Consider the following 17828-nt stretch of genomic DNA (forward strand, 5'->3'; position numbering starts at 1 on the left):
TAATCGTGGCATATCCGTGGGGATTACGTAACCGAAGTTCCCGAACCGCTCACCGCCCGGCAATGCCCCCGGTACGCGGGCCCTACAAACTAAGGCACTGCTCAGGTGCGCTCGCGGCCGTGCAGTGGGATGATTAGCACAGACTTATGTGGCGTAATGCAGATTACCCGCGCACACCGACGGCCAGCCAAGGAGTTTTCCCGTGCCTGTGGTTTCCACCCCCGATACCCTCAAGCCCGCAGTGGAGCTGATGGACAACGCCGAGGTCCTGCGCATCCGCAACGACTTCCCGATCCTGAACCAGCAGGTCAACGGCCACCCGCTGGTCTATCTGGACTCCGGCGCCACCTCGCAGAACCCGCTCAGCGTGATCGAAGCCGAACAGGAGTTCTACGAACAGCGCAACTCCGCCGTGCACCGCGGCGCGCACACCCTCGCGGTGGCCGCCACCGACGTGTACGAGGAGGCCCGGGCCAAGATCGCCCGCTTCGTGAACGCCCGGCCCGATGAGATTGTCTGGACCTCCAACGCCACCGAGGCCATCAACCTGATTGCCTACTCCTTCTCCAACGCCGCCGCCGGCCGCGGGGGAGAGGCGGCCCGCCGCTTCGCGCTGGGCGAGGGCGACGACATTGTGGTCACCGAAATGGAGCACCACGCCAACCTGATTCCCTGGCAGGAACTGGCCGCGCGCACCGGAGCCACGCTGCGGTTCATTCCGGTGGACGACGACGGCGCGCTGCGGCTGGAGGAGGCCGAGCGGCTGATCACCGGGCGCACCAAGATTGTGGCGTTCACGCACGCCTCCAACGTGCTCGGCACCATCAACCCGGTGGAAACCCTGGTGCGCCTCGCGCACAACGCGGGGGCGCTCGTCGTGCTTGATGCCTGCCAGTCGGTGCCGCACCTGCCGGTGGACTTCAAGGCGCTGGACGTGGATTTCGCCGCGTTCTCCGGGCACAAGATGCTCGGCCCCACGGGCATTGGCGTGCTGTACGGCAAGGCGGAACTGCTCAATGCGATGCCGCCGTTCCTGACCGGCGGCTCCATGATCACCACGGTGACCATGGAAAAGGCCGAGTACCTGCCCGCGCCGCAGCGTTTCGAGGCCGGAACCCAGCGCATCTCGCAGGCCATGGCGCTGGGCACCGCGGCGGATTACCTGCAGGAAACCGGCATGGACCGCATCCACGCGTGGGAAGCCACGCTGGGCCAGCGGCTGGTCTCGGGCCTGGAAGCGATCGAGGGCATCCGCGTGCTCGGGCCCCGCGCGGGCGTGGAGCGGATCGGGCTGGCGGCGTTCGACGTCGACGGCGTCCACTCGCACGACGTCGGGCAGTTCCTGGATGACCAGGGCATCGCGGTGCGCGTGGGCCACCACTGCGCGCAGCCGCTGCACCGCCGGCTGGGCCTGGTGTCCACCACCCGCGCCAGCACCTACCTGTACAACACCACCGACGACGTCGACGCGTTCCTGAACGCAGTGGCCGGCGTGCGTCCGTTTTTTGGAGTGAAGTAAATGAGCGCCGAGCTGCAGCAGCTGTACCAGCAGATCATCCTGGACCACGCCAAGGCCCGGCATGGAGCCGGGCTGGCGGAGGTGCCGGCCGGGGCGAAGTCGGGGGAGAGCCACCAGCTGAACCCCACCTGCGGGGACGAGATTACGCTGCGTGCCGTGCTGGCCCCCGCCGGGAATTCTGCCGGAGGGCCCGACGGCGGTGCCTCCGTGGAGGGCATCAGCTGGGAGGGGCAGGGCTGTTCCATTTCGATGGCGTCAGCCTCGGTCCTGACCGATCTGGCCGCCGGCCTGCCCCGGGACGAGATTATGGAGCTGGTGGATAACTTCCGCGAGGTGATGCGCTCCCGCGGCACCGTGGAGGCGGACGAAGAGGTGCTCGGCGACGCCGCAGCGTTCTCCGGTGTTTCCCGCTATCCGGCGCGGGTCAAGTGCGCCATGCTCGCGTGGGTTGCGCTCGAGGAAGCGCTGCTCGCGGCGAACTAGGCGCAGCCAGACTAGATGTAACTTCTACGGTGGTTGTGAGCGGGTGGCAAAAGTTAGATAGGCGAGGGTCTCCGGTGCGATATGGGTTTCCACACTCATCCGACCAACGCAGACCCTCGTGATCCACGCCAACGCACCCTTGAGGAAACCGGACGACTGCACTTGGCAAAAGTTGTTGTCGAGTCCGGATGGGCCCTGCAACGAGCCGCCGAACGGTTCAACTGCTCACCGGCAACAGCGAAGCAATGGGCCGACAGACACCGGACCCGCGGTCGGGGAGGCATGAAAGACTTCCCGTCCCGGCTTCGGACGGATCCACACGGCGGCGGGCTCCGGATGATCGGCAGTGCCGCGGGAAAGCGGAGCAAAACCTGCACCGAGGTCAACCGAAGGCCGGGTTGCGCCTACCGTCTAGGAGTTTGAGCGCGGTATTAAGGTCGGCATCCAGCTTAGGATTAGGAAAGCCGTCAGGAATGACTGTGGGAGAGGCAGCAACAATCCTCCTGTTTTCCGTAGAGTAGACAACGAGTACGTGCCAGGGGATCGGGTAAAACGTAATTATCTGATACCAGTACCCATCGGTCGTCAACTTTACCGATGGATTCGAGGTTGTAATAGCCGCTTGTCGTGGGAATGATCGACCGTACAAGTAGATAGCCTTTATCTCCAGTAAAGTCAACTTCGTCGACTGGAAGGTCAGGCCCATGCCTGAGAAATATGTTGTCAATATTTACAACGGTCCAGTCCGCGGCAGACGGTATCGCTGTTTCGGCTAGGCAGAAGAGCTATGAGGTGGCGTCAGAATTCACATCAACTGGCATTATTTCTCTCGAACAGGAGCATGGGACTCGCCGTCACTAGCTTGCGTCATTTCGAACGAGACCTCGTACACCATGTCCCTGTCATTGGTGGAAATAGGATGCTGCCGAGTTCGAGTCGATCAAGCAATGTCGCTTGCTGGGCAATATTACCTAGAGTTTTCCTTAATGCCAGAACGAATTACCTGTTAGGTAGTTTTCATTGGTGAAGGACACTGGTGCTTTTGAGACCATAAGTGTTCGAGAAGATCGCGTTGGCGTGTTCGTGCGTCATGCCCTATGAGGGGTAATTGGCTAATGGGGCAACGTCAGACTGAAAACTGTCCCGACCCCGAGCCCTGATTCGAAGCCAATATTCCCTCCGTGGGCTTCCACAATGGACCTGGTGATCACCAGTCCTAACCCGACCCCGGGAATGGCGGCCTTCTTCACCTGGCCGGTTCGGAAGAACTTGGTGAAGACCTCCTGCTGGTCCTCGGCGCTCATGCCCATGCCGTTATCAATGACTTCCAGGATCACCGAGCCTGGCTCAGCCCAAGCACGCACGGTGACGGCCCCGCCGTCGGGGGAGTACTTGATGGCGTTGGAGAGCAGATTGTCCAACACCTGCAGGATTCGCCCGGGATCCACCCGCGCCGGCAGTGTGGCGGGAACCTCGCTGCTGAGCTGCACCCCGGCGGCTTCAGCCCGCGGGCCGGCGGAAGCCAGGGCTGTCCGCACGAGTTCGGCCAAATCTTCATTGGACATACTGAGGGACATCACCCCGGACGCAGTGGTCAGCAGGTCCGAGACTAGGGTGAGCAGCCGCTCGGCATTGCGCTGGGCCACGAGCAGCCCGGTGCGGACCGGGCCTTCCAAGTTCTGTTCCTCGGCGTCATCGAGCGCCAGGTCAAGGTAGCCGATGATCGAGGTCAGGGGAGTGCGCAGCTCATGCGAGACGCTGGAGACAAAGTCTTCCTTAGCATTGAGTGCGTTGACCACGTCGGTGACGTCGCTGTAGGCCAAGACCGCGCCGGAGAATTTGCCGTTGTCCCGCAGTGCGCGGGCGCAGACGGCCAGTGCTCGCTGGCATTTTCCTGTTCCGGCCCAGACGATCATGTCCGAGAAGGATTCCTCGCGCATCGCCCGCTGCGTGGGACGCTGCGCCAGTGTCAGCGGCGTTACCTGGTCGAGCCCGAAAATCAGCGCGTCATCACCGGGATCCGTCCTCCCGGCCAGGCCGGCCAGAGCATGGTTGGCCCGCTGCCGGCTGTTCATCAAAATGGTCTTACCTCCGGCGTCCAGCGCAGTCACCCCGACGTCGACAGTCTCCAGCACTCCGTTGAGCAGCTGGGAGCGTAGGCGGCTTTCCTGCAGGCTGCCCTGAAGGTTGTTTTCTGCTTCCAGGAGGCGCTTGTGCTGGGCCACGGTGTCCTTTTCCACGATCGCCACCGTGGTAAAGATTGCCAGCATGATGAACGGAATCAGCAGTGGGCTGGCCAGATCCTTCGCGGAACCCGCCCCGTCGCTGATGGCCGGCGCCCACACAACCAGGAGTGTGCCGGCGAAACTGAGCAAGGCAGCCAGGCGGGTGGCCGCACCGGACCAGGCCAGCCAGAAGACGGGAAACACGCACAGGAGACTGAGGCCGGTCACGGAGCTCCGGCCGCCGGTGTAGAGGAAGCCGATGACGGAGAAGTCCACCAGCGGAATCACCCAATAGGCCGGGACGAACAGTCGGTCCCAGGGCACGACGACGGATGCCAAGGTGGCGACGGCGAGCAGCATAATTCCCAGCAGAAAGGTGCTTTCGGAGAAAGTTTCCGGACCGACCACGGCCACAATGGGCAGGGTAACCAGTACGGACAGCACCAGCGGCAGCTGGCTGGCAGCCACCCGGAGGCGGAGCGATAATTCATGGAATTCGTGCTGAATACCCAGCAGCGCCAGAGCTCTGCGCTCAAAATTGGACAAAAACGGACCCCCGGAATCCTCATGGCTATAGCAGCGATTATAGGGGGAGGCTGTAGTATCACTGCTTAGGGGAGCGGGTTATCAGAAGGTCTCGCAGGATGGAAAAATCACAGCCGTATGGAAACACAGCGCGTTGCAGTCATCATCGAGGACGACAAGGATATCCGCGATCTATTGAATGCGGTATTGCAGCAGTCCGGCTTTAAGGTTTTCACCAGTCCCAACGGGGCAGAAGGCGTGGAAGCGGTCCGCACCCACAATCCCACCGTGGTTACCCTGGACCTCGGCCTGCCGGACATTGACGGCTTTGAAGTGATCCGCCAGCTGCGCCTGTTCTCCGACGCCTACATTGTCATGCTGACCGCCCGCGCCGAGGAACTCGACACCCTCATGGGCCTGGAAGCCGGTGCCGACGACTACATCACCAAGCCGTTCCGCCCGCGTGAACTGCGCGCCCGCATCTCCGCGATGCTGCGCCGCCCCCGCGCCAGCGAGGAAACCGCAACAACGGCTCCCCAGCCCGCCGTGCCCGATGCGGCCGTTGCCGCCGCCCAGCCCACGACGTCGGCCCCTGTAGCTGCCGCTCCCGCTGAAGCCACTGCCAAAGAGGCCGGCCATTTCCTGCACAACGGTCTGGCTCTGGACTTCGGCAGCCGGACCACCGAGGTGGACGGCGCACCGGTGGAACTGACCCGCACCGAATTTGAACTGCTGCACGCCGTGCTGGAAAGCGGACGCCGCGTCCGCACCAAAACCGACCTGGTGCGCCGGCTGCGCGGCGACGAGTACGACGCCGGCGGATTCATCAGCGAAGCCGACGAACGCACCGTAGAGGTCCATGTGGGCAACGTCCGCCGCAAACTCGGCGATGACTCCCGTTCCCCGCGCTGGCTGGAAACGGTCCGCGGCGTTGGCTACCGGCTGGCTCCGCCGCGCTAAAGGCGCTTCTGTCCCGCCAGCGGGCCGGTGTCAATGCACGCGGTTACCCGCTCCACCCGTAGCTCTGCTCCGCGCGGACGACGGTGATGATCACCTGCGGGGTCAGCGCGCGCAACAGAGCCTCGTCCGCGGCGGGAGCACCGCCGGCGCCAGCCATGAGCGCCTCACTCGGTGACGGTCTGCGGCGGGGTGAGGGAGGGCCGGACCTCGAGCCCCTCGTGGACCGGCTTGTGACCGGACCCGGAAGAGGTACTTGGCCATGATCCTTCTCCTTCGATTCCTGCAGCACAGCCATTGTTTCACCCCAGGGACGAAGCAGTTCCGGAAATTTCGACATCCGCGGGGGCAGCTTCCGTGCCGTCGGCCGACGGCGTCTGTGGCGGCTGCGGAAGGCACACGGTAAAGGTGGAGCCTTCACCGGGGGCGCTGACCAGGGAGATGGTTCCGCCGTGGGCCTCGATGATGTTCTTGGTGATGGCCAGGCCCAGTCCCGCGCCGGGGATGCCGGCCCGGCGCACGGCACCGGTGCGGAAGAACTTGGTGAACAGCTCCCGCTGGTCCTCCTCGCTCATGCCCATGCCGCAGTCCTGCACCTCCAGGAAGGCCAGGCCGGGCTCGGCCCAGGCGCGCACGGTGACGGTGCCGCCGTCGGGCGAGTATTTGATGGCGTTGGACAGCAGGTTGTCCAGCACCTGCGCCAGCCTTCCGGGATCGCCGTGGACGGTCAGGTCCGGCGCGTACTCGGCGGTGAGCAGCACGCCGCCGGCGGCTGCCCGGGGCGAGGCTGAGCGGAGGCAGGCGCCGATCAGCTCCTGCCCGGAGACCGGGCGGGGATCCAGGGCTACGCTGCCCGAAGCCGCCGCCAGCAGGTCCGAGACCAGGCTCAGCAGGCGTTCGCTGTTGCGCTGGGCCACCTCCACGGCGTGCGGAATGGTGCCGGTCAGGCCGGTGTCCTCCACTTCCTCCTGCGCCAGGTCGAGGTAGCCGATGATCGAAGTCAGGGGAGTGCGCAGCTCGTGGGAGACGTTGGAAACAAAGTCGTCCCGGGCCCGCAGCGCATCGATCAGGGCGGTGACGTCATTGAAGGCGATAACGGCGCCGTTGAACCGGTCTTCGTTGCGCAGGATGCGCGCTGAGCAGGACAGCGCCATCAGGTCACCGGGCCGACCGGCCCAGATCAGCACGTCCTGGAACGCCTCGCCCCTCATCGCCCGGCCGATGGGCCGCTCCTCCGCGGTCAGGGCGGTGGTGCGGTCCGCGCCGAAAAAGAGCAGGTCCTGTTCCTGGGTGTGTTTCATGCCGGCAGGGCGGATCCGCTCGTCAAGGATCCGCATCCGCTCGTTCTTGTGGACCGCGGAACCGTTGGGGCCCACCACCAGCACGCCGACGTCGATCGCGTTCAGGACGCCGTCGAGCAGTTGGGACCGTTCGGTGCTCTGGGCCAGGGCGTCTTCCAGCAGCTGGTCCTTACAGGCCAGGGCAGCCTGCCGGGAATCCATGTCCTGCCGGATCACGGTCACGGTGATGGCAACCGCCAGGGTCACGAGCGGTCCCAGGATGGGTGCGGCCAGACGCTGTCCGGTGACGGGCTCGGCGGAGGCGAACACCGGAAGCCAGACGATGATCAGCGGGCAGAAGAAGCTCAGCAGCTGGGCGCCCGCGGCCGATACGCGGGACCAGGCCAGCCAGAAGACCGGAAAAACGCAGAGCAGGTAGATGCCCATCGCCAGGCCAAATCCGCCGTGGTAGAGCAGGCCGATGGCGGCGAAATCCAGTATCGGCAGGATCCAGTAGGAGGGATACCAGAGCCGGTCCCAGGGAACGGCGGCGGCGGTGACGGTGATCAGCACCAGCAGCACCAGTCCGGCCTGGAACTGCGGCCGGGCCAGGATTTCCGGCAGCAGGGTGGCGTAAATGATGCAGAGCAGGCTGACGGTGATGACCAGCGGTCCCTGGCTGATCCGGACCCGCTGCGCCAGGGTCAGGTCGTGGAAATCCTTGTCCATGCCCAGGAAGGTGCGGGTGCGCGTGCCGAGCCGTGACATGGTTGGTGAAACTCCCCCTGATTAGCGAACTGCCTGCATCTCAGGGTACCCGCCGGTGCGGGGCGGCTTTGGCGGTGCGGCTAATCCAGGGACGCCAGCAGGCAGGCCATGGTTTCCCTGCCGCAGGCCGCGAACACGGCGAGCATGGACGCCAGCTCTGCGGCGTTGGAGTGCGCCAGATGCTGCTGGGCGTTGCGGGCCAGCTCGGCGAGGCGTTTGGCCCCGGCCATTTCGCTGGAGATCTTGATGCTGAGCACCACGTCCATGGCGGCGGCATCGTCCGCGCCCGTTACCGCCCGGTGCAGACGGTCATAGCGGGACTCCCACAGTGCGATGTAGTTGCCGATGAACTCGCGGCAGGACGCCGGGCCGAGCTGGTCGGTCAGGTCCAGGAGCTGTTCGCGGGCAATCAGGTCCGGGCTGTGCTCGGCCGTGGCCATCATCGACAAACCCCGGCTGCCCAGGGAGAAGGGCGGAAACAAGCGGATGCTATCGGAGCCATGGGGGGTCCTCCGCTCGGGTGGCCGCAGTGCGCGGCGGGGCTGGGTGTTTCATGAGGCTGCTTGATGTCTCAAACAATGCCAGCGCTAGCTCAGGAACTGCCCCGGGGAAAACGCAAGATCGGGGCAAGATTTCGGGCAGCTCCTGAGGTGACCCCGATTGGCTACTTCTGTGCCAGCAGGTTCAGCAGGTACTCCCCGTATCCGCTCTTGGCCAACGGAAGCGCCCGCGCGTGGAGTTCTTCATCGCTGATGTTGCCCATACGCCACGAGATCTCCTCCGGGCAGCCCACCGAGAGACCCTGGCGCTTCTGAATGGTGCGGATGAACTCGGAAGCATCGTTCAGTGAATCAAAGGTTCCCGTATCCAGCCATGCTGTTCCGCGGGGCAGGATCTCAACCTGCAGCTTTCCCTTGTCCATGTAGACGCGGTTCAGATCGGTGATTTCAAGTTCACCGCGGGGCGAGGGTTCAAGATTGCGTGCTATTTCAACAACGTCGTTGTCGTAGAAATACAGGCCGGGAACCGCGTAGTTGCTCTTCGGCTGCGCTGGTTTTTCCTCCAAGGAGACGGCAGTGCCTGACGCATCAAATTCCACAACGCCATATGCTGTCGGATCGGCTACCCAATAGCCAAAGACCGCGGCGCCATCGATTCCGGAAAAGCGGCGAAGCTGGGTTCCCATACCCGTTCCGTAAAATATGTTGTCACCGAGAACCAGTGCGGCAGGGCCGTTGCCGATGTGGTTTTGCCCGAGAAGGAACGCCTGTGCCAAGCCGTCCGGTGAAGGCTGCTGCTTGTAGGTGATGCTGACGCCGAACTGGCTGCCGTCCCCGAGCAGGCGCACGAACTGGTCTGCGTCGTGGGGCGTCGTGATGATCAAAATGTCCTTGATGCCCGCAAGGATCAAAGTGGAAAGAGGGTAGTAAATCATCGGTTTGTCATAGACGGGCACAAGCTGCTTACTGACTCCCAGAGTGATGGGATGAAGTCTGGAGCCGGTTCCACCGGCTAAAATAATTCCGCGCATGTGCGTATCTTTACCGGTAAAATATCGGAGGACAACACGTATCTTTATGGCATGCAGAAAATATTGGTGACCGGCGGGGCCGGTTTTATAGGGTCAAACTTTGTCCACTACGTTCTGGAGCGCGCAGATGCCCGGGTCACGGTGCTGGACAAGCTCACCTACGCCGGAAACCGGGCGTCGCTGCAGGGCCTGGACCCGGCCCGGTTCACGTTTGTCGAAGGGGACATTTGCGACGAGCCGCTGGTGGATTCCCTGGTCCGTGACGCAGACGTTGTGGTGCATTACGCCGCGGAGTCCCACAACGACAATTCCCTGCATGATCCGCGTCCCTTCCTCGACACGAACATCATTGGCACGTACACGCTGATTGAGGCGGCCCGCAAACACGGCACCCGGTTCCACCACATCTCCACGGACGAGGTCTACGGCGACCTGGAGCTGGATGACCCGGAGCGCTTCACCGAAGCCACTCCCTACAATCCCTCCAGCCCGTATTCTTCCACGAAGGCCGGGTCGGACCTTTTGGTGAGGGCCTGGGTGCGGTCCTTCGGGCTGCAGGCCACGATCAGCAACTGCTCCAACAACTACGGTCCGTATCAGCACGTGGAAAAGTTCATTCCCCGCCAGATCACCAACGTGATCGACGGGATCCGGCCCAAGCTCTACGGGGCAGGCGAAAATGTCCGCGACTGGATCCACGCCAACGACCATTCCTCGGCGGTGCTGCGCATCATCGAGAAGGGCGAGATCGGGCAGACGTACCTGATCGGCGCCGACGGCGAAAAGAACAACAAGGACGTGGTCGAGCTGATCCTGAAGCATATGGGCCGGCCCGTCGATGGCTACGACCAGGTCATCGACCGGCCCGGCCACGACCTGCGCTACGCCATCGACTCCTCGAAGCTGCGCAGCGAACTGGGCTGGACTCCGGAGTTCTCGAATTTCGAGCAGGGCCTGGAAGACACCATCGCCTGGTACCGGGACAACGAGGCCTGGTGGCGGCCGCAGAAGGACGTCACCGAAGCCAAGTACAAGGTCCAGGGACAGTAAAACGATGACGCTGAAGTTTTCACAGCCGCTGGCCGCCCGCACCACGCCCATTCCCGGCGTCGTGCTGTATGACCTGCCGGTGCACGGAGACAACCGGGGTTGGTTCAAGGAGAACTGGCAGCGGGAAAAAATGCTGGCCGTGGGGCTGCCCGACTTCGGTCCGGTGCAGAACAACATCTCCTTCAACGAATCCGCCGGCACCACCCGCGGTATCCACGCCGAACCGTGGGATAAATACATTTCCGTCGCCACCGGTCGGATATTCGGCGCCTGGGTGGACCTGCGTGAGGGACCATCCTTCGGCACTGTCTTCACCGCTGAGATGGGGCCGGAGTTTGCAATCTTCATTCCGAGGGGTGTCGGCAACGCCTTCCAGACGCTGGAAGACAACACGGCCTACACCTACCTGGTGAATGACCACTGGAGCGCTGATGCCCAGGGGCAGTACACCTTCCTGAACCTCGCTGACGAGTCAGCCGCTATCAACTGGCCGATTCCCCTGGACCGGGCCGAACTTTCCGACAAGGACAGGAATCATCCGCGTCTGGCAGACGTGGTTCCCATGGCGCCGAAGAAGATCCTGGTCCTTGGAGCCGACGGGCAGCTGGGCCGCGCCCTGCGCACCGCCTACGCGGGGGAGGGCAGCGTCGAGTTTGCCTCCCGCGCGGACTTCGACCTGGCAAACCCTGCCTCCTACGCGGAGCGGAACTGGAAAGACTATTCAGCAGTCATCAACGCTGCGGCCTACACCGCGGTGGACGACGCCGAGACGCCGGAGGGCAGGACTGCTGCCTGGGCCATCAACGCCCGCGCAGTCGCGCAGCTGGCGCGGGCCGCCGTCGAGCACCGGTTCACGCTGGTCCATGTGTCCTCCGACTATGTCTTTGACGGCACGGCGGAAGTGCACTCCGAGGACGAGCCGTTTTCCCCGCTCGGCGTGTACGGACAGACGAAGGCTGCCGGGGACAGTGCCGTATCTGCTGCACCGGCGCACTACATTGTGCGCACCAGCTGGGTCATCGGCGATGGCGGGAACTTCGTGAAGACCATGGCCTCGCTGGCAGCGCGGGGGATCGCGCCGTCAGTGGTCGATGACCAGATCGGCCGGCTGACGTTCACCGAGGATCTTGCCGCCGGAATCCGCCATCTGCTGGCCACCGGGGCGTCCTACGGGACATACAACCTGACCAATACCGGTCCTTCGATGTCCTGGGCCGAGGTTGCCCGGGAGGTTTATCGGCTGTCCGGTGCCTCGCCGGAGGCTGTGACCGGGGTGTCGACCGCCGTGTACTTCGCCGGGAAAACCGGGACGGCTCCGCGCCCTCTGCTCTCGACCCTGGGGCTGGGCAAGCTGGAGGCTGCCGGCTTTGTGCCGGAGTCCGCCGCTAAACGGTTGGAAGCCTACGTCGGGCAGCTCTAGCGATGCCTTCGTGGTGTTGAGGGACGCCCCCACCGATATTCGGTGGGGGCGTTTCTGTTTGCGAGGCCTTGCCGGCTAGGCGCGGCGGCTGCGCCAGGCGTAAACGAGGATGCAGCCCAGGGCGGCGCCGAGGGAATTGGCAGTCACGTCGTAAATCGTGGCGAAGCGGTTGGGCAGCAGCACGGCCTGCGCGGTTTCGATCAGGCAGGAGGCCGCGATCCCGCCGGCTGCAGCCAGCCAGATCCGCCGCTCGCTCAGCCAGGCGGCGCCGAGCAGCCCGAAGGGCACAAATATCAGGACGTTGGCTAGGTTCTCCACAAAGGAGTAGTTGACCCAGCCGGGCACCCCCATGCCGTGCAGCCGGCGCAGGACAGCCTTGAGCGTGCCGGCTGAACCCTGGTCCACGGGGGAGGGCCAGAACACGACGAGCGCGAGCACCCCTATGTAGAGGAGGAACAGACCAGCCAGTGTCAGGCGCTGCCGCACCCGCCGGGAAGGACCCGGTGCGGGCTGCGGCGGGGGCGGAGGCGGGGACGTCACGGGTCGGGTGCCCGTCACCGGTGCTTGCGTTCCCGGGACAGCAGGGTGTCTACGGCCGGGATGAGCTGGTGGACCATCTGCTGGTACACGTCCTCGCTGCGGCGGTAGGGGATGCCCGAGCCCAGTAGGGCACCGGTGCCGGCGCTCGCCACGGTGAACTCTCCGGGGGCCATCTCGTCGAAGCCGGTCTGGAGCAGCCGCTCCGCCATGGGGGAGCGGCAGATGTTGCCGGTGCAGACGGTCAGGATGCGGAACGGGGTGTTGGTGCTCATGTCCTCGGGCTTCAGATCGTGCTGGTTTCGGGTCTTTGGCGCGGGTACTGCTTGCTTTCGGCTCGCGAGCCGGGGTTTTACGGGTCTCAAGCGGCTCATTGCGCTGTTGTTGAGGTTACCTTGTGTGGCCCTTGAGCTTTGGCTAAACGTTGCAAGAACCCTGCGGGAAGGACGCGTTGTTTCTTGAGGACGGGGCGGCAAAGTAATACCCAGAGGCAAGGAATACGTTCCTAGGGCCGAAACGGTTACAAGCACAACGAACAAGGGGAACACAATGAACAAGATGGCTAAAGGCGCACTGGCAACCGGCGTAGGCGTAGCACTCCTTCTCGGCGGCGGTGGAACCCTCGCCACCTGGAACGCATCACAGGCAGCCAACGCCGGCACGATTGCTTCCGGTGAACTGAAGATGACCGCCGAAACGGGAGCCTGGGCCAGCAATATGACGGCCGGCCCGATCAATGCAGCGAGCTACAAAATGGTTCCCGGTGAGAAGCTGACTTATTCGCAGGACCTCAAGGTCACCTTGGTCGGAGACCGGATCACCGCCAACCTCAAGACCACGGACGCCGTAGCGAAGGCCTTCGGCTCGGAGGCGAACATCACCATCGAGTACAGCACCAACAACGGCACCTCCTGGACGCCTGCTGCCAGCGGAGTAACCGCCATCCCGCTGCAGCTCAATGCCGGCACGCACACGGTAAAGGCCCGTATGGTCGTTGACTTCGCCAACCTCACCGCGGGAAACACCACTGCCTCCATGGGCCAGCAGACAGCACTGAGCACCGTTGGCTTCAAGCTCGAGCAGAACGTGCCGACCGCAACCACCGCTACTCAGGCTCCGGCACCGGTCGCCCCGTAGTCCCAAGCACCATCTTGTTCTAACCCCCGGCTGTGCGCGGCGCGCACGCTTCGCGCACAGCCTGTTCCCCCTGGAGACGAATCCGATGAAGAGCCTTCGAGCACTGAAAGCGGCCGGTTTGATCATCACGGCTGTGGTGCTCGGTCTCATGACGGTCCAGGGGAGCTACGCACTGTGGAACGCAGTTGTTCCGTCAAACGCCGGAACAGTCCAGTCTTCCAATTTCAGCATCCTGGTGAACGGCGTGGAGATGACTGCCCTGCAACAGCCGCTGGCGTTGAACCTCGCGGAGCTCAAGCCCGACGGCAGTTCCTACACCAGCGTCGGTGTCACCAACAACGTCAATGCCACCAGCGCCATGAAGGTAAAACCGATCATCCAGGTCGGGGCAGCAACCGCGGGCTTTGCACAGTACTTGACCGTTCAGACCACGGTGCCGCTGGCTGGCCAAACCTGCGAAACAGCCGCCTACGCGGGGATGCCGGACCTAGGCGTCATTGCTAAGAACACCAGCAAGACCATCTGTTTGAAGGCGACCCTGAAGCCGAACACCCCAACTTCGATTCTGGGGGGAACAACTACCGTTCCCGTCTCGCTCACCGTTAGCCAAATGCCAGCATGACCGGTTTCAACGATAGACAGCAAAGGACAGCCACTATGTCGCACGGACGCAGAAGAGCCGCGAAGCCAACTACAGCCCTGAGCATCGTTGGTACCGGTGTCAGTTACCTCGCTCTGTGCCTGGCTGCCATGGCTGCCTTGGCCCTGGTTATCGTGCCGATGCTTACCGGCTCCCAGACCTACAGTGTGCTCACCAGCTCGATGGCTCCCAAGTATGCTCCCGGTACCTTTCTCGTTGTAAAGCCCGTTCCCTTCGCGGAACTGGCCGTGGGCGACATCATCACCTACCAGATTGAGTCCGGCTCTCCCGCCGTTATCACCCACCGCATCACCTCGGTAGGCGCTGACCAGAGCGGCGAAACCGTCTTCACCACCAAGGGCGACAACAATGACGTCGAAGACGAACTGCCGGTCCGCGAGATCCAGGTCAAGGGAAAGCTCTTCTACGCGGTCCCGTTTGTCGGCTTCATTGCCAACGGCCTGGGCAACTCCGACCGCGGTGCCATCGCCCAGTGGGGCGCCGTTGCGCTGATGGGATACGGAGTGGTTACCCTGGTCCGCGGTGCCCTGGCCAAAAAGCGTAACGACGACGGGGCATCCCCTGAAGGCCCTGCCGGGCAGGGTTTCGGTACCGACGGCGACACGATCTTCCCCAGCTTCGGGTCACCGGCGGGGAGCGCCTTTGATCCACTGGACCACGACGATCCCATCCTGACGGACTGCGACGGCTGTGACCACGACCATTCCCGCGAGAACGTCTCAACCCACAGTCACCGCGTCGAGACCCGGAAGCACGCCACCGTCTCATGAACCGATCCCCAGCACCCACGGCGGGATGGAACCGGCGACTGATCGGCGCATCCGCCGTTGGTGCTGTTGCCGCAGCTGTTACCCTCGCCGGAGCACCAGCCGCTTTCGCATCCAACGGCTATCTGCAATTCAGCCTCGACGGCACCACGTTTGCACCGACGATAGCGGGTCCTGTCTTCAGGGATTCGCTCCAATACATTCCCGGCGCCGCAACCGGCACCACAGTCTGGATCCGCAACAGCAGCGATGAACCGGCCCGGCTATCCTCAGCCGCCGTAATGGTCCGGTCCGATCCTCAGTTGAACCGGCAGCTTGGCCTGACAGCCGGGCTGAAATCTGACCTGCCGGCTCGTTCTCCCCTGGGAGCACAGGGCAGCTGCACTGATGTGTCTGGTTTTTGGGACCTGGAGTCCGGCGAGGAACTTGAGTTGAGCTTGGTCGTGGACCTTTCCGCGGACGCGCCCAATGACACGATGAACCGGGCCGCGGAATTTGATGTTGTCTTTCTCCTGGAATCCGAAGACGCTGCTCCCCGTCCGGCATGTGACGCAGTGGCCGGTCCAAACCGGCCCATTGAACCCGGGGCAGTAACCGCCAACCCCGGTCCGGCCGAAACCGCCGCGGCGTCCTCACAGCTGGTGACGCTGTCCGGCATATCCGGTACACGTCCGGTAGCAGGATCCAACAGCATTTTCCCGGCTGCACTTCCGGAGCGCCAGGCTGATGCGCGTTCCCCTCAGGCTGTGTCTCCTCTCGAGCAACAGGCCCCGGCCGCGATTGTTCCAGCGGGTTTCCAGAGCACTGTGGAACCGATCATCCGGTCGCTTTCCGGTACGCTCCTGATAGCAGTATCTGTACTCTTTGCGGCCGCAGTTGTATTTCGGGTAAGGGAAGGCCGGTATGAGTAAGAAGCAGCTGGGGGCTGCATCTGACAGCGAATCTGTCTCGGACGGTGGAGGCTGGTTCAGTCGTCTCCGTGCCCAGCCCGGCTTCCGCTCAGCGGCCATCGCGTTTGTGCTGACGGTGGTTCTCGGTCTCGGCGGGTCTGCTGCTTATGCCTACTGGAGCCTGAGAGTTGACGCGAACCTCATCGTGGCGACCGCGCGTCCGGACCTCCCATCCGTAGCGGCGCCAATTTGCAACGACCGGTCCTTTTATACCCGTGTCAGCTGGACGGCACCGGCTGGAATGCCGGGCGATGCTGTCTACGTCCTCCGGATTTCAACCTCAAGAGACACCGTTGACTATGCGTTTCCAGCGCAGACCACTTACTTTGAGCCGGCCTCCCTTCGAGTGAACGGCGAATCATTGAACTCCTGGATGGGGCTGAGGACCGGTTCGGTGACAGTATCGACGGGGTTCCTGGCTCCGGGAGTATCCGCGCCCGGAGTCGTAGATGCGGGCACTCAGATTCTGTCCCCGTCCAAGGCAAGTCCCGCCACCAGCCTGCGTTCCAACAGCAGCCTTATCTCATGGTTCACCTGCTGACCGCATTCAGGTGTTGGAGCCGGGAATGCTGGTAACGCGGCCCGCGTCCTACCGACCGCCGTCGTCGTCCTCGTAAACATCCGGAATCCCGTCCGCGTCCGCATCCCGGGTTTCCTCTTCTTCCACAGCGCGGTAGTGCCGGTTGCGGATCCGCAGCAGGATTGAGGCCAGCAGCGCGGCGATGACCGACGCCGCCAGGATGGCGACCTTCGCGTGGTCGTTGTGCTCGGTCCCCGGATCGAAGCTCAGGTCATTAACGAGCAGCGACACGGTGAAGCCGATGCCGGCCAGGACCCCGATCCCGAGCAGATCGATCCACTTCACTGTGGCATCAAGCCGGGCACGGGTGGCGGCCGTGATGATCCAGGTGGTGGCCAGGATGCCCAGCGGCTTGCCGGCTACCAGCCCGGCCAGGATGCCGAGCGCCACCGGATCGGTCAGCGCCGAGCCCAGGCCGCTGATCCCGCCGATCGCGACGCCGGCGGAGAAGAACGCGAACACGGGCACCGCAAAGCCGGCGGAAATCGGCCGGAACCGGTGCTCGAAGATCTCCGCCAGGCCCGGCTTGCCCGGTTCCGGCTGGACGGATTTGCCGTCGGGGCCGCGGCGCAGCACCGGTATGCAGAAGCCCAGCAGCACCCCGGCAACGGTGGCGTGTACTCCGGAGGCGTGCATCAGCGCCCACACGGCCACCCCGACCGGCAGCAGGACCAGCCAGGCGGCCGCCGGATGGGTGGCGAAGATCCGCCGCTTGGACTGCGCCAGATACAGGAACAGGCCCAGCGGAACCAGCATGATGCCCAGATAGAGCAGGTGCAGGTCTTCGGTGTAGAAGAACGCGATGATGGTGATGGCCAGCAGGTCATCCACCACGGCCAGGGTCAGCAGGAAGATCCGCAGTGCCGAGGGCAGGTGCGAGCTGATCACCGCCAGCACCGCCAGGGCAAACGCGATGTCGGTGGCGGTGGGAATCGCCCAGCCGCGCAGCCCGTCCGAGCCGGAAACCACATTGATCACGGCATAGATCACCGCCGGAACGACGACGCCGCCCGCCGCCGCGGCCACCGGCACAATCGCCTTGCTGAGCTGGCGCAGGTCCCCGGCAACGAACTCGCGCTTGAGCTCCAGCCCCACCAGGAAGAAGAAAACGGCGAGCAGGCCGTCAGCGGCCCACTCGCCGACACTGAGCCTCAGGTGCCAGGGTTCGTAACCGAACTCAAAGTCGCGGATCGCGAAGTAGGAGCCCGACGCCGGGGAGTTGGCCCAGATCAGCGCTGCCACCGTGGCGACCAGCAGCAGGATCCCGCCGACCGTTTCCTTGCGCAGGATTGCTCCGATGCGCAGGACTTCCGGATAGCTGGAGCGGCCCAGAATGGTGCTGCCGGCCGCTTTGGGCGGTACGCGCGCACCGCCGTCGGGCTGGTGCTGCTGATCCGGTGCCATGGAACTCCTCACGCAGAAAACGGGTTATCCGCAT

General features: G+C 63.8%; 16 protein-coding genes. 9 read left to right on the top strand and 7 right to left on the bottom strand.

Annotated features, from left to right (window positions below; translation table 11 throughout):
• The first annotated feature begins 202 nt into the window (after positions 1 to 202).
• Together M1D40_RS04865 and sufU are read left to right on the top strand one after the other, a co-directional pair.
• The gene (locus M1D40_RS04865; protein ID WP_461170395.1) at positions 203 to 1519 is read left to right on the top strand and encodes a cysteine desulfurase; all 1317 of its coding nucleotides are present in this window, start codon (positions 203 to 205) and stop codon (positions 1517 to 1519) included.
• Positions 1520 to 2002, top strand: coding sequence for a Fe-S cluster assembly sulfur transfer protein SufU (sufU, locus tag M1D40_RS04870; protein ID WP_461170396.1), 483 nt, complete (start codon positions 1520 to 1522; stop codon positions 2000 to 2002).
• A gap of 1112 nt (positions 2003 to 3114) precedes the next feature.
• Here sufU and M1D40_RS04875 read toward each other — a convergent pair.
• On the bottom strand, positions 3115 to 4773 hold the full coding sequence (locus M1D40_RS04875; RefSeq protein WP_461170397.1) for a sensor histidine kinase: 1659 nt from the start codon (positions 4771 to 4773) through the stop codon (positions 3115 to 3117).
• A 117-nt stretch (positions 4774 to 4890) separates the two neighbouring features.
• Here M1D40_RS04875 and M1D40_RS04880 point away from each other — a divergent pair, with 117 nt between their 5' ends.
• Positions 4891 to 5712, top strand: coding sequence for a response regulator transcription factor (locus tag M1D40_RS04880; protein ID WP_461170398.1), 822 nt, complete (start codon positions 4891 to 4893; stop codon positions 5710 to 5712).
• Between the two features lie 299 nt (positions 5713 to 6011).
• Here the strand turns inward: M1D40_RS04880 and M1D40_RS04885 are convergent, their stop codons facing one another.
• From M1D40_RS04885 to rfbA, 3 genes are all read right to left on the bottom strand, one after another.
• Positions 6012 to 7757: a sensor histidine kinase gene (locus M1D40_RS04885; RefSeq protein WP_461170399.1), complete on the bottom strand. Its 1746-nt coding sequence runs from the start codon at positions 7755 to 7757 to the stop codon at positions 6012 to 6014.
• 80 nt (positions 7758 to 7837) lie between these two features.
• Complete coding sequence (locus tag M1D40_RS04890; protein ID WP_461170400.1) at positions 7838 to 8239, bottom strand: hypothetical protein; 402 nt, start codon at positions 8237 to 8239, stop codon at positions 7838 to 7840.
• Positions 8240 to 8421: 182 nt separating this feature from the next.
• A complete protein-coding gene (rfbA, locus tag M1D40_RS04895; protein ID WP_461170401.1) occupies positions 8422 to 9288 on the bottom strand; it encodes a glucose-1-phosphate thymidylyltransferase RfbA in 867 nt (288 codons plus the stop codon).
• Between the two features lie 51 nt (positions 9289 to 9339).
• Between rfbA and rfbB the strand changes: the two genes are divergently transcribed.
• Complete coding sequence (gene rfbB / locus M1D40_RS04900) at positions 9340 to 10338, top strand: dTDP-glucose 4,6-dehydratase (protein WP_461170402.1); 999 nt, start codon at positions 9340 to 9342, stop codon at positions 10336 to 10338.
• A gap of 4 nt (positions 10339 to 10342) precedes the next feature.
• Entirely contained in the window at positions 10343 to 11758 is a 1416-nt protein-coding gene (locus tag M1D40_RS04905; protein ID WP_461170403.1) for a sugar nucleotide-binding protein, read from the top strand.
• A 75-nt stretch (positions 11759 to 11833) separates the two neighbouring features.
• Here M1D40_RS04905 and M1D40_RS04910 read toward each other — a convergent pair whose 3' ends face one another.
• Entirely contained in the window at positions 11834 to 12316 is a 483-nt protein-coding gene (locus tag M1D40_RS04910; protein ID WP_461170404.1) for a VanZ family protein, read from the bottom strand.
• Positions 12313 to 12570 carry an arsenate reductase/protein-tyrosine-phosphatase family protein gene (locus M1D40_RS04915; RefSeq protein WP_461170405.1) on the bottom strand — a complete coding sequence of 86 codons (258 nt, stop codon included), beginning with the start codon at positions 12568 to 12570 and terminating at the stop codon, positions 12313 to 12315. The genes M1D40_RS04910 and M1D40_RS04915 overlap by 4 nt, the downstream gene beginning before the upstream one ends.
• A 274-nt stretch (positions 12571 to 12844) precedes the next feature.
• Here M1D40_RS04915 and M1D40_RS04920 point away from each other — a divergent pair, with 274 nt between their 5' ends.
• From M1D40_RS04920 to M1D40_RS04935, 4 genes are all read left to right on the top strand, one after another.
• Positions 12845 to 13432: an alternate-type signal peptide domain-containing protein gene (locus M1D40_RS04920; protein WP_461170406.1), complete on the top strand. Its 588-nt coding sequence runs from the start codon at positions 12845 to 12847 to the stop codon at positions 13430 to 13432.
• 85 nt (positions 13433 to 13517) lie between these two features.
• Positions 13518 to 14054 (top strand): hypothetical protein, encoded by a 537-nt coding sequence (locus tag M1D40_RS04925; protein WP_341393910.1) that lies wholly within the window; start codon positions 13518 to 13520, stop codon positions 14052 to 14054.
• Between the two features lie 35 nt (positions 14055 to 14089).
• Positions 14090 to 14863 carry a signal peptidase I gene (locus M1D40_RS04930; RefSeq protein WP_461170407.1) on the top strand — a complete coding sequence of 258 codons (774 nt, stop codon included), beginning with the start codon at positions 14090 to 14092 and terminating at the stop codon, positions 14861 to 14863.
• Positions 14860 to 15771 (top strand): hypothetical protein, encoded by a 912-nt coding sequence (locus M1D40_RS04935; protein ID WP_461170408.1) that lies wholly within the window; start codon positions 14860 to 14862, stop codon positions 15769 to 15771. Before M1D40_RS04930 ends, M1D40_RS04935 begins: the two co-directional genes overlap by 4 nt.
• A gap of 628 nt (positions 15772 to 16399) precedes the next feature.
• On the opposite strand, the gene nhaA is transcribed toward M1D40_RS04935, so the two are convergent.
• Complete coding sequence (gene nhaA, locus M1D40_RS04940; RefSeq protein ID WP_461170409.1) at positions 16400 to 17794, bottom strand: Na+/H+ antiporter NhaA; 1395 nt, start codon at positions 17792 to 17794, stop codon at positions 16400 to 16402.
• Between the last annotated feature and the right edge of the window lie 34 nt (positions 17795 to 17828).

This window comes from Arthrobacter sp. Z1-15, assembly GCF_054792395.1.

Coding starts and splice junctions, on each gene's coding strand:
- M1D40_RS04920 (WP_461170406.1), top strand. CDS start 12,845: ATGAACAAGATGGCTAAAGGCGCACTGGCAACCGGCGTAGGCGTAGCA.
- sufU (WP_461170396.1), top strand. CDS start 1,520: ATGAGCGCCGAGCTGCAGCAGCTGTACCAGCAGATCATCCTGGACCAC.
- rfbB (WP_461170402.1), top strand. CDS start 9,340: ATGCAGAAAATATTGGTGACCGGCGGGGCCGGTTTTATAGGGTCAAAC.
- M1D40_RS04885 (WP_461170399.1), bottom strand. CDS start 7,757: ATGTCACGGCTCGGCACGCGCACCCGCACCTTCCTGGGCATGGACAAG.
- M1D40_RS04925 (WP_341393910.1), top strand. CDS start 13,518: ATGAAGAGCCTTCGAGCACTGAAAGCGGCCGGTTTGATCATCACGGCT.
- M1D40_RS04935 (WP_461170408.1), top strand. CDS start 14,860: ATGAACCGATCCCCAGCACCCACGGCGGGATGGAACCGGCGACTGATC.
- M1D40_RS04915 (WP_461170405.1), bottom strand. CDS start 12,570: ATGAGCACCAACACCCCGTTCCGCATCCTGACCGTCTGCACCGGCAAC.
- M1D40_RS04930 (WP_461170407.1), top strand. CDS start 14,090: ATGTCGCACGGACGCAGAAGAGCCGCGAAGCCAACTACAGCCCTGAGC.
- nhaA (WP_461170409.1), bottom strand. CDS start 17,794: ATGGCACCGGATCAGCAGCACCAGCCCGACGGCGGTGCGCGCGTACCG.
- rfbA (WP_461170401.1), bottom strand. CDS start 9,288: ATGCGCGGAATTATTTTAGCCGGTGGAACCGGCTCCAGACTTCATCCC.
- M1D40_RS04905 (WP_461170403.1), top strand. CDS start 10,343: ATGACGCTGAAGTTTTCACAGCCGCTGGCCGCCCGCACCACGCCCATT.
- M1D40_RS04880 (WP_461170398.1), top strand. CDS start 4,891: ATGGAAACACAGCGCGTTGCAGTCATCATCGAGGACGACAAGGATATC.